The sequence below is a fragment of the Campylobacter sp. BCW_6463 genome (genome assembly GCF_001762785.1).
GTDB lineage: Bacteria > Campylobacterota > Campylobacteria > Campylobacterales > Campylobacteraceae > Campylobacter_D > Campylobacter_D jejuni.
In genome coordinates, this window is the sequence record NZ_MJXL01000041.1 from 48,645 (window position 1) to 60,012 (window position 11,368).

General features: G+C 30.5%; 15 protein-coding genes. 7 read left to right on the forward strand and 8 right to left on the reverse strand.

Going from position 1 to position 11,368, the window contains the following annotated elements:
* Positions 1-37: 37 nt before the first annotated feature.
* The 5 genes from AJ884_RS04390 to AJ884_RS04410 are packed head-to-tail and all read left to right on the forward strand — an operon-like array spanning position 38 to position 4,537.
* Entirely contained in the window at positions 38-1,234 is a 1,197-nt protein-coding gene (locus tag AJ884_RS04390; RefSeq protein WP_070233664.1) for a hypothetical protein, read from the forward strand.
* Positions 1,235-1,236: 2 nt separating this feature from the next.
* Positions 1,237-1,944, forward strand: coding sequence for a bifunctional demethylmenaquinone methyltransferase/2-methoxy-6-polyprenyl-1,4-benzoquinol methylase UbiE (ubiE, locus tag AJ884_RS04395; RefSeq protein ID WP_070233663.1), 708 nt, complete (start codon positions 1,237-1,239; stop codon positions 1,942-1,944).
* Positions 1,941-3,104 (forward strand): exodeoxyribonuclease VII large subunit, encoded by a 1,164-nt coding sequence (gene xseA, locus AJ884_RS04400; RefSeq protein WP_002859429.1) that lies wholly within the window; start codon positions 1,941-1,943, stop codon positions 3,102-3,104. The genes ubiE and xseA overlap by 4 nt, the downstream gene beginning before the upstream one ends.
* A 9-nt stretch (positions 3,105-3,113) precedes the next feature.
* Positions 3,114-4,190: a phosphoserine transaminase gene (gene serC / locus AJ884_RS04405; protein ID WP_002858670.1), complete on the forward strand. Its 1,077-nt coding sequence runs from the start codon at positions 3,114-3,116 to the stop codon at positions 4,188-4,190.
* A complete protein-coding gene (locus tag AJ884_RS04410; RefSeq protein WP_002854323.1) occupies positions 4,187-4,537 on the forward strand; it encodes a RidA family protein in 351 nt (116 codons plus the stop codon). The genes serC and AJ884_RS04410 overlap by 4 nt, the downstream gene beginning before the upstream one ends.
* Here AJ884_RS04410 and AJ884_RS04415 read toward each other — a convergent pair.
* The 6 genes from AJ884_RS04415 to AJ884_RS04440 form a co-directional block, all read right to left on the reverse strand.
* Entirely contained in the window at positions 4,534-5,508 is a 975-nt protein-coding gene (locus AJ884_RS04415; RefSeq protein WP_002858639.1) for a beta-ketoacyl-ACP synthase III, read from the reverse strand. The genes AJ884_RS04410 and AJ884_RS04415 overlap by 4 nt on opposite strands.
* Positions 5,501-6,487, reverse strand: a complete 987-nt coding sequence (gene plsX, locus AJ884_RS04420; RefSeq protein ID WP_070233661.1) for a phosphate acyltransferase PlsX — start codon at positions 6,485-6,487, stop codon at positions 5,501-5,503. Before plsX ends, AJ884_RS04415 begins: the two co-directional genes overlap by 8 nt.
* Positions 6,488-6,492: 5 nt before the next feature.
* Positions 6,493-6,639, reverse strand: coding sequence for a 50S ribosomal protein L32 (gene rpmF / locus AJ884_RS04425; RefSeq protein WP_002858674.1), 147 nt, complete (start codon positions 6,637-6,639; stop codon positions 6,493-6,495).
* A gap of 23 nt (positions 6,640-6,662) precedes the next feature.
* Positions 6,663-7,016, reverse strand: a complete 354-nt coding sequence (locus AJ884_RS04430) for a hypothetical protein (RefSeq protein WP_070282973.1) — start codon at positions 7,014-7,016, stop codon at positions 6,663-6,665.
* Positions 7,017-7,430 carry a nucleoside-diphosphate kinase gene (gene ndk, locus AJ884_RS04435; protein ID WP_044780421.1) on the reverse strand — a complete coding sequence of 138 codons (414 nt, stop codon included), beginning with the start codon at positions 7,428-7,430 and terminating at the stop codon, positions 7,017-7,019.
* A 112-nt stretch (positions 7,431-7,542) separates the two neighbouring features.
* Complete coding sequence (locus AJ884_RS04440; RefSeq protein WP_002854354.1) at positions 7,543-7,827, reverse strand: DUF362 domain-containing protein; 285 nt, start codon at positions 7,825-7,827, stop codon at positions 7,543-7,545.
* Between the two features lie 204 nt (positions 7,828-8,031).
* Between AJ884_RS04440 and AJ884_RS04445 the strand changes: the two genes are divergently transcribed.
* Positions 8,032-8,628, forward strand: a complete 597-nt coding sequence (locus tag AJ884_RS04445; protein ID WP_002854219.1) for a peroxiredoxin — start codon at positions 8,032-8,034, stop codon at positions 8,626-8,628.
* A gap of 118 nt (positions 8,629-8,746) precedes the next feature.
* Positions 8,747-9,835 (forward strand): flagellar biosynthesis protein FlhB, encoded by a 1,089-nt coding sequence (gene flhB / locus AJ884_RS04450; protein ID WP_002861110.1) that lies wholly within the window; start codon positions 8,747-8,749, stop codon positions 9,833-9,835.
* Positions 9,836-9,840: 5 nt separating this feature from the next.
* Here the strand turns inward: flhB and motB are convergent, their stop codons facing one another.
* The gene (gene motB / locus AJ884_RS04455) at positions 9,841-10,584 is read right to left on the reverse strand and encodes a flagellar motor protein MotB (RefSeq protein WP_002861111.1); all 744 of its coding nucleotides are present in this window, start codon (positions 10,582-10,584) and stop codon (positions 9,841-9,843) included.
* A gap of 2 nt (positions 10,585-10,586) precedes the next feature.
* Entirely contained in the window at positions 10,587-11,363 is a 777-nt protein-coding gene (gene motA / locus AJ884_RS04460; RefSeq protein ID WP_002854170.1) for a flagellar motor stator protein MotA, read from the reverse strand.
* Between the last annotated feature and the right edge of the window lie 5 nt (positions 11,364-11,368).

Here is an 11,368-nt window from a genome sequence, read left to right on the forward strand (position 1 = left end):
AGGTTAAAATAACCCATATATTTTAAGGGTTATTTTAATGGTTTATGAAATTCAAAAAAACTTTTTACTATCTGATTGTACTCTTTTAGGGAATTTAAAAAAAGATAATATACCTTTTCGAAATTCTAAATTTGAAACTTTTTATACTCAAATAACTTCAAATCATAGTGTTAAATTTCAAAGTTTTTGCAATGAATTTTATAAAATTACAAAATTTAATAATTCAATTTTAGAACAGAATCAAGAAGAGAAAATTTCTAAAAAAAAATTTGAAAAAGCTCGAAAAAAGATTATAGGAAAGAGTATTAAAAAAGAACGCTTCGAATTTAAATTTTGCTCTTTAAAAAGTTATATTGATATGTATGAAGAGCCTAAAATTTGTATTTTAAAAATATTTTTTCCAACATTGGATAGTTCCAATGAATTTAAAATTCCTAAAGATTTTAAAATTCAAAAAGAATTACATCATGATTTAAATTCTAAACATATCGTTTTATATGGTTTTGAATATCAAAAGTTTGATATAGAGAAATGTTTTAAAATTATAGAAAAAAATCAGAATTTTAGCTTGGATTTTCCAAATTATATTAATGCTTATGATGGATTTAGGATTTTTTTATTTTATTTATTTAAAAAATTAAAATTTTATTGGACTTTATCTTTAGAGAGAAAAGATAAGCAAAGTTTATGTGAATTTTTATTTTGTTCAAGAAGTTTGTATATAGTTTTATCAAGCATGAATACTATTTTAGATAAAAATTTGAGTAATATTTTGGCTTTAAAGTTTAAAGATATAACGAAAAAAACTCAAGATATTTTAGCAAGTGAAAATTCAAATCAAGATTTATTGCTATTTTTAAGCGATGAAAAAATCCAAGATTTGTTTAATGATTTTGATTTTTTCATAAAGGAAAATTCTTTTTATGAAGGCGATTGCAAAGATAGGTTTTTTAAACAACTTGTTGCGTTAGAACTTAGAAAAAAAATTATTTTATTTAGAAAAAATATACTAAAAAATTTTGATTTAGAGCTTTTTGAAAATAGTTTTTTTGAATTGGCAATATTTTTAGAATATTTTTATCGTTTTTTAGAGATAAAAAATTTAAACAAACTTTATGAAAAATATTGCAAAGATAGAGATAAAAATATTTTTTCGAAAATAATCAATAATAAAAATAAATTTTGCAAATTGCTTAAAAAATCAAGTAAAAATTTGAAAATTTACAAAGGATAAAAATGCAAAAACAAGAAAAAATTATAGAAATGTTTAATCAAATTGCACCTACTTATGATAAGGCGAATAGAATTTTAAGCTTTGGAGCTGATGTAGCGTGGCGCAAAAAAGCTTGTCAAAGAGTGATGAGTTTGTATTTAAAAAAAGATTTAAAAATCGCTGATATTGCCTGTGGCACAGGGGATATGATAGAGATTTGGCAAGAGAGTGCTTTAAAAATGGAAAAAAATATTTTAAATATTAAAGGTATTGATCCAAGTAGTGGCATGCTAAATATTGCAAAAGAAAAATTTCCAAATGTCGAATTTATAGAAGCAGGGGCGCAAAATTTACCTTTAGAAAGTCAAAGTTTAGATATTTTAAGCATTAGTTATGGCATTCGCAATGTTGTAGAAAGACAAAAAGCCTTAAGTGAATTTGCTAGAGTACTTCAAAAAGATGGTATTTTGGTAGTTTTGGAATTTACAAAAAGAGAAAAGGGTGGATTTATAGCAGCTTGTAGAGATTTTTATCTTAAAAATATTTTACCAAGTATAGGTGGGATAATCAGTAAAAATAAAAGTGCTTATGAGTATTTGCCAAACTCTATTGAAGGATTTTTAAGTAAGGAAGAGTTCATCTTAGAACTTAAAAATGCTGGTTTTGAAATACTTGATTATAAAAGTTTTAGCTTTGGCGTGAGTTCAATGTTTATAGCAAAAAAACTATGACACCAACAGAATTAAATCTTAAAGCAAAGGCTTTATTAGAAACACATTTTGATGATATAGTTTTAAGTGGAGAAATTTCAAAAATTACTTTGCATGGTTCAGGACATTGGTATTTTGATTTAAAAGATGAAAGATCAAGCATTGCTTGTGCTATGTTTAAAGGAGCTAATTTAAAAGTCGGATTTAAACCAGCTGTGGGGAATTTTTTAGAGCTTTGTGGAAGTGTAAGTTTATATCCTGAAAGTGGTCGTTATCAATTTATCGCTACTAGTATGAAAAAAGCAGGTTTTGGGGATTTGGAAGCACAGTTTTTGGCTTTAAAAGAGCGTTTGCAAAAAGAAGGACTTTTTGATCCACGCTTTAAAAAATCTTTGCCAAAATTTCCTAAAAAAGTAGGCATTATCACTTCAAAAACTTCTGCTGCTTTGCAAGATATGTTAAAACTTATTCACCAAAAAGAATATTTTTTGGCAAAAATTTATATTTTTGATGCTTTAACTCAAGGAAATAATGCTCCTTTTTCTCTTATACAAGCTTTAAAAAAAGCCGATGATATGGATTTAGATGTTCTTATTATAGCACGTGGTGGAGGAAGCAGAGAAGATCTTTTTTGTTTTAATGATGAAAATTTAGCAAGAGAGATTTTTAAAGCAAAAACTCCTATTATTTCAGCCATAGGACATGAGATTGATTATGTTATTAGTGATTTTGTTGCAGATTTTAGAGCTCCAACGCCTTCAGCTGCTATAGATACTTTGTTTTATTCTAAGTTGGATATAGAGCAAAGTTTGGATTTAATGGAAGAAAAATTAATGCAACTTTGGAATTATAAAATACAAAATTATGAAAATTTGCTTTTAAATTTAAGCAAATTTTTCAAATTTAATTCTTTGCCAAAAATAATAGATGAAAAAATAAAACAAAGCCATAATATAGAAAAGCAATTAAATCATCTATTGGCAAATCAAATGCGTTATAATGAATTAAAATTAGATAAATTGCAAAATGCTTATTTGCAACATGAGAATTTTTTTAATAAAAGCAAAAAGTTTATTTGTATCAGAAAAAATGGTAAAATAGCAAATTTAGAAGATCTTAAGAGTGATGATATCGTTATTTTAAGTTCTCAAACTTCTCAAAAAGAAGCAAAAATTTTATAAGGATAGATTATGAGAAAAATCAATTTCAGTGCAGGGCCATCGACTTTACCTTTAGAAATTTTAGAGCAAGCTCAAAAAGAACTCTGTGATTATCAGGGTAGGGGTTATTCTATAATGGAAATTTCTCACCGCACAAAAGTATTTGAAGAAGTGCATTTTGGAGCACAAGAGAAAGCTAAAAAACTTTACGAGTTAAATGATGATTATGAAGTATTATTTTTACAAGGTGGAGCAAGTTTGCAATTTGCTATGATTCCTATGAATTTAGCTTTAAATGGGGTTTGTGAATATGCAAATACAGGAGTTTGGACAAAAAAAGCGATTAAAGAAGCACAAATTTTAGGTGTCAATGTTAAAACCGTAGCAAGTAGTGAGGAAAGTAATTTCGATCATATTCCTAGAGTGGAATTTAGCGATAATGCTGATTATGCTTATATTTGTTCTAACAATACTATTTACGGCACTCAATATCAAAATTATCCTAAAACTAAAACTCCTTTGATTGTGGATGCATCGAGTGATTTTTTTTCTAGAAAAGTAGATTTTTCAAATATTGCTCTTTTTTATGGCGGAGTGCAAAAAAATGCTGGAATTTCGGGTTTAAGTTGTATTTTTATCCGTAAAGATATGTTAGAAAGATCTAAAAATAAACAAATTCCTAGTATGTTAAATTATTTGACTCATGCTGAGAATCAGTCCTTGTTTAACACGCCTCCAACCTTTGCCATTTATATGTTTAATCTTGAAATGGATTGGCTTTTAAATCAAGGTGGGCTTGATAAAGTGCATGAGAAAAATTCTCAAAAAGCTACTATGCTTTATGAATGTATTGATTTAAGTAATGGATTTTATAAAGGACATGCAGATAAAAAGGATAGATCTTTAATGAATGTGAGTTTTAATATTGCTAAAAATAAAGATTTAGAGCCTCTTTTTGTAAAGGAAGCCGAAGAAGCTGGAATGATAGGACTTAAAGGACATAGAATTTTAGGAGGAATTCGTGCAAGTATTTATAATGCGCTTAATTTGGATCAGGTAAAAACCTTGTGTGAATTTATGAAAGAATTTCAAGGAAAATATGCATGATAAAGCGTTTTGATGAGTGCGATAGAATGTCGCAAATTATTGTTTTTGATAAATATTTTAAGACTGCAGGACAAGTGGCTTTTGAACCTAGCGGAGATATTAAAAAACAAACTAAAGAAGCGCTTGCAGAACTTGATGCTTTGTTTGAAAAAATAGGCGCAAACAAAGGAGATTTGATTCAAATTCAAATCTGGTTAGCTAATATGCAAGATTTTGATGCAATGAATGAAATTTATGATGCTTGGATTAAAAATTATCCTAAACCTGTTAGAGCTTGTGTAGGAAGTGCTTTAGCAGAGGGTTATTTGGTAGAAATTCAAGCTTTTGGAAAGCTAAGAGAGAATTAAAAATTCTCTCCTCCAAATTTTAAAAGCGCAGATCCCCAAGTAAAACCACCGCCAAAAGCATCTAGTAAGATCAGATTTCCTTTTTTAAGTCGACCTTCTTCATAGGCATCATTCATTGCCATAGGTATAGAAGCAGCTGAAGTATTGCCATATTTTTGTACAGTGATCACACATTTTTCATCGCTTAGATTGAGTTTTTCTTGGACGGCTTTAATGATGCGTAGATTAGCTTGATGAGGAATAAAAAGATCAATTTCTTGTGCTAAAATGTTATTTTTAGCTAAAATTTCTACAACATCATTACTAAGCGTGTTTACTGCTATTTTAAAAACTTCATTGCCTTTCATTTGCATAGAAAGTGTTTGACATAGGCTTGATTTTTGCGATCTTTGAGTCATTAAAAGATCTCCATAATTACCATTGCTTGCAGTATGTACATCAAGGATATGATTTTCATTATCCAAACTTACAACTCCAGCACCTGCACCGTCTCCAAAGAGTATGCAAATACTTCTGTCATTGTAATCCATAATTGAACTTGTTTTTTCAGCTCCTATGATTAAAACATTTTTTTTCAAACCACTTTCTACTAAGGCTTTAGCTTGTTCAAGCAAATAGATAAAACCAGAACAAGCTGCTGAAATATCAAAAGCGCTAATATTTACAAGTCCTAAATTTGAAGCAATTTTACAAGCCGTTGAAGGCATAGTAAAATAATCAGGACTTAAAGTAGCTACAAGAATCGCATCAATATCTTCAGGTTTTAAATTTGCTCTTTCTATGGCTTTTAATGCAGCTTTTGTGCCCAAATCGCTAGTATTTTCATTTTCACTAGCAATGCGCCTTTCTTTAATACCTGTGCGTCTAGTGATCCATTCATCGGTGGTATCTACCATTTTTTCAAGATCAGCATTGCTTAAAATTTTTTCTGGAATATAAGAAGCTATACTTTTAAGACTGGCTTTAAGCATTGTATTTCCCAAGTTCATTTTCTATAAATTTATTGATATGAGATTGGCTAAAATTTATAGCTTGAAAAATTGCATTTTTAATAGCTCTAGAATCGCTTTTTCCATGACTTATGATCACGCAGCCATTAACTCCAAGAAGGGGTGCTCCGCCATATTCTTGCCAATCTGTGTGTTTTTTTAATTTTTTAAAAGATGGCTTCATAAGTAAAGCACCTATTTTAGAAATAAAAGATTGCTTTACTTCGTTTTTTAGAAGTTGAAAAATAGCTGTTGCCACACCTTCACAAGCCTTTAAGATAACATTTCCATCAAAACCATCGCAGACTAAAACATCTATTTCACCATTGAAAATATCTCTACCTTCAGCATTACCTATAAAATTTGGAATTTTTTTCATAAGCTGATGACTTTCTTTGGTAAGTTCATTACCTTTGCATTCTTCTTCACCATTAGAAAGTAAAGCAAGGCGTGGTTTTTGAATTTGCATAATTTCTTTAGCATAAACTTCACCCATTATGGCAAATTGAAATAAATTTTCAGCTTTACAATCTGTATTAGCTCCAACATCCAAAAGTAAAGTTTTGTTAACGATATTTGGCATTAAAGTGGCAATAGCAGGTCTTGAAATACCTTTAAGTCTTCCAAGCCTTAAGGTAGCCAAAGACATACTTGCTCCACTATGACCCGCTGAAACTACAGCATCTACTTTTTTTTCTTTTAATAAATTAATAGCTTTGTATATGGTTGTTTCTTTATTTTTTAAAGCATCTGTGGCATTTTCATTCATCGAAAAAATTTCACTAGCTTCTTCGTATTGTATATATTGCTCTAATTTTTTTGGTATTAAAGGTTTTAGAATTTTAGAATTTCCCACTAAGATAGCGTTAAAAGGTTTTGCTTCTAGTGCCTTTAAAACGCCTTCTATAATGGGTTTTTCTCCAAAATCACCACCCATTGCATCAATGGCAATGTTAATCATTGATTTTAATATTCCTTAGTTGTTGGATTCGCACGGTGAGGCATTTTGTAGCTTCCATCTTTGTCTTTTATAGGCATAGGAAGACTAACTTTATAGTGAGTTCTGCGTTTAGCTGCACGAGTTTTGCTCACTCTTCTCTTTGGTACTGCCATTTTTTCTCCTTTATAAAATTTAATTAATTATTGCAATTTATGCAATAAAAATAATCACTCAAATAAGCTTCAAGCTCGCTGATAGCAACTTCTATTAAATCAATATGTCCATCGAAAAATTCTATAGTATTGCTCAATTTGTTTGCTTCATCTTTAAAAATACCATCACTTGCAAAAAGTTCTAAATTTTCTTTAATTTCAAGTTCTAACTCAGTTCCACAACTATCACAAGGTCTATAGATAAAACCTTGCATAATAGCATTTATTTTAACAAGCTTAGGATTTATTTTTACTAAATTTCCTTCAAAAATCATATTCTCAAGATTAAGTTTAAAAGGATATTCCTTTGTATTAATCTTAGAAAAAGGGATTTTCATTTAGCAAATTTCGTTTGGTTTAAAGAAAAATTCAACTTCTATTTTTGCATTTTCCAAGCTGTCGCTTCCATGAACAGCATTAGCATCAATACTCTCAGCAAAATCGGCTCTAATTGTTCCTGCTTTAGCTTCTTTAGGATTTGTCGCTCCCATTAAATCTCTATTTTTTAATACGGCACCTTCTCCTTCTAGTACAGAAACAACAACAGGACCGCTAATCATAAATTCAATCAAGTCTTTAAAAAAAGGTCTTTCTTTATGAACAGCATAAAAATTTTCAGCTTGTTCTTTGCTAAGTTGAACTTTTTTCATTGCAGCGATTCTTAATCCATTGCTTTCAAAACGATCTAAAATTTTTCCTATAACACCTTTTTTAACAGCATCAGGTTTAATTATAGATAAAGTTTTTTCCATCTTTGTAATAACTCCTTGTTTTAATAAAGCTTAAAATTATACTTGAATTTGTTTAAAGAAAGTTAAATTAAAAGAAAAAGCTAGAGATTCCTAGCTTTTTCTTTTTTTAAAATTATGCAAAAACTGGAGTGTCCCCACTTCTCATATCAGCGCCAATATTATCACGACTTGGTTGTCCTGATTCTACAGCACTCCAAACTATACATCCATCTGTTGGGCAAGCGCTAGCACAGGCTGGTTGATCATTATGTCCTACGCATTCAACGCATTTGTTTGCATAAACATAATATCTATCTTCACCTTCTGGATTGTTAGCATCATCAACGATAGCACTCACTGGACACTCATCAATACAAGAACCACAAGCAATACATATATCTGTAATTTTTACAGCCATTTTTTCTCCTTTTTAATATTAAGATTTAAATGATTTTAGCATAAAATTCTTAAATAAGGTAAATTTTGATAATCAAAATTTACCTTATTTGATAATAATTATAACTTTCTTAAATTTTTAATATTATTTTGGATATTTAAAAAAAAATAAAGATTTAAACGATATAATTTCGTTATCAATAAAATTTATTATTTAGGAGAAAATATGATAGTTACTAAAAAAGCTTTAGATTTTACTGCTCCAGCGGTATTAGGAAACAATGAAATTGTTCAAGATTTTAATCTTTACAAAAACATAGGCCCAAAAGGAGCGGTAGTATTCTTTTATCCAAAAGATTTTACTTTTGTTTGTCCTTCAGAAATTATAGCTTTTGACAAAAGATATCAAGAATTTAAAAACCGCGGTATTGAAGTAATTGGAATTTCAGGAGATAATGAATTTTCACATTTTGCTTGGAAAAATACTCCAGTAAATCAAGGTGGTATTGGTCAGGTTAAATTTCCGCTTGTTGCTGACTTAACTAAGCAGATTGCTAGAAATTTTGATGTACTTTATGCAGAAGCAGTTGCCCTTCGTGGTTCGTTCTTGCTTGATGCTGATGGAACAGTTCGCCATGCTGTGGTTAATGATTTACCACTAGGTAGAAATATAGATGAAATGTTAAGAATGGTTGATACTATGCTTTTTACAAATGAGCATGGTGAAGTTTGTCCTGCAGGATGGAATAAGGGCGATGAAGGTATGAAAGCTAACCCTAAAGGCGTGGCTGAATATCTTGGTAAAAACGAAGCTAAACTTTAATTTCTTAGTATAAAGCCTCTTCATGAGGCTTTTTCTTCATTTTTATTCTTTAATTGAAATTCATAAATTTTCTACTATAATTTTACACACATATTAAAATTTTTACTTAGGCTAAAATATGGCAGGCGAAGATCAAGAAAAAACAGAAGAACCCACGTCCAAAAAGATAGAAGATGCGCGTAAAGAAGGTAATGTTCCAAAGTCTCAAGATGCGGCAGCTATTGTAACTTTGATAATTGGAGTAACTATAACTTTACTTATGATGAGTTTTATGGGCGAGAGAATTGTAAATTTATATAGATACTATCAAAGTTTTATTGGTGTTGAATTTGATTTGCGTATTATTCAAGCCATTATGATTAAAAGCATTTTTGAGGTTTTAATTATTCTTGCACCTATTGTTTTAAGTATTATGATTGCTGGGGTTTTGGGAAATATTATGCAATTTGGTTTTATTTTTACAACTAAACCTATTATGCCAAATTTAGGAAAAATCAATCCTCTAAAAGGTTTAAAAAACCTTTTTTCATTGAAAAAAATTGTTGAAAGTATAAAAATTATTTTAAAAGTGGGTATTGTTTTTACTATAGCTTTTATAGTTTTACTTAAATTTATGCAAGAGCTTCCAAGAGTTGAGCTTTATACTATGGTTGCACAGCTTACTTGGCTAAGAGACAGAGCTATTGTTTTAGCAGCTATTGTTATAGTTGCTTTTTTAATTATTGCTGTTTTAGATGTTTTTTTGGTGCGTTTTCAGTATTTTAAAGGTTTGCGTATGAGCAAACAAGAAATAAAAGATGAGTATAAACAAATGGAAGGAGATCCTCAGGTTAAAGGTAGAATTCGTAGACTTCAAATGGAAGCTGCGCGTCGTCGTATGGTTCAAGATGTTGCAGGTGCGGATGTGGTGATCACAAACCCAACGCATTATGCCGTAGCTATTCGTTATGATACAAGTAAAGAACAAGCCCCTAGGGTTGTTGCCAAAGGAGTGGATTTTCTCGCTCTTCGCATAAAACAAGTAGCCTATGAAAATAATGTTGTGGTTTATGAAAATCCTCCTTTAGCAAGAGAGCTTTATAAAGCTTGTGATGTTAATGATCTTATTCCTAGGGAAATGTTTAAAGCTGTAGCTGAGGTGCTAGGATTTGTTTATAATACAAATAATAAGAGTCGTTTAGCTGGTCAAGTAAAAAAAGGAAACTAAAACTTTTAAGGTGTTTTAGTTCCTATTTTATTGATAAGTTCAAGAACAGATTTTTGAGTGCTTGTATCTGCTGTATCGACTTTAAAATATATTTCTACTCTATTATTTTCTAAGGCTTGCGGATTTCCATTGATGGGATTATTAAGCCCGTAGCTTTTAATGCTAATATTTTTCAAATTTGCTCCACCTTCTATAAAATATTTTAATACATTTTCTGCTCTTTGGTAGGCGAGTTCATAACTTCTTATAATAGAGTCGCTATTGTCTGTATAGCCTCTAATTTCTATTTTTGCTTGAGGTGGCAAATATGTTGTTAGTTCAGCCATACGTTTTAAATAATCTTGTATATCAGCTGAAACGATTTGAGCGCTACCTCTTTCAAATTCAACTTTGGATGGAAGGTTAAGAGCAACCTGATTGTCGCTTTGATCTAGAGCCGCTTGAAGACGTTTGATGGTTTCTTGCTGTGTCATAGTCATTTGTTTTAACGATTTGAGTTCATCACTTTCTTCTTTTGCTGCACCCTTATATTTTTCTTGGGTTTTGCTCTCTTCTTTGACTGTTTGAGTAGAGGTATAATCAAAGATTTTAACAAATTCGGTTTTTAAAGCCTCTACTTTAGCAGGATTTGTTTTAGAAATTGCCCAAAGAGCAATAAAAAGCGCCAAAAGCAAACTTAGAAAGTCTGCATAAGGTACAGCCCATTTTTCACCTGCAGGACATTCTGGACATTTATGTTTCTTGGCCATTTTTAACCTTTGTCAAATTGTGAAATTTTTGGATCATCGTGACTTAAGAAATTAAAAAGCTTAGCTTCCAAATCTCTAGGATTCGCACCTTCTGCAATTCCTTTTATGGCTTCAGTGATGACAATTTGCTCTTTTACAAGATCCATTCCATTAGCTTTCATTTTTCTTCCCCAAGGTGCAAAAAGCGCATAAGCACCAAAAATCCCAGTAACCGTAGCTGTAAAAGCACCTGAAATACCCGCTGCCATTGCTTGAGGATTGTCTAGCAATTTAAGAGCTAGAATAAGACCAAAAACCGCTCCAACAAGTCCCATGGTAGGGCAAGTTTCTCCAAATACTATCCAATATTCTGCACATTCTTTATAATGCTCTTCAAGTTGTTCGGTTTGTATTTCCATGCTTTCGTGAATTTCTTCAAAGCTTTTACCATCTACAAGCATCATCATAGCATTTTTTAAAAATTCATTTTCAATCTCATTGGTTCTTGATTCTAATGCTAAAAGCCCATCTCTTCTTGCAATAATGGCAAATTCTATTAACTGGGCTATCCTTTCAGGTAGATTTACTCCAGAGCCTTTAAAGACAACTTTGAGTTCTTTATAAGCTGCTTTTACAATTTTTTTATGTGTAGAAGTCATTGCACAAAATGCAGCTGTTGGCATAACTATAAGAAAGGAAGAAAGATGTACAACATGTAAAGGATTACCACCTTCTAGTATATCTCCTACTGAAATACTAGTAACTGCAAGCACCATTCCCAGTATGGTTGAAAGATCCATATAAA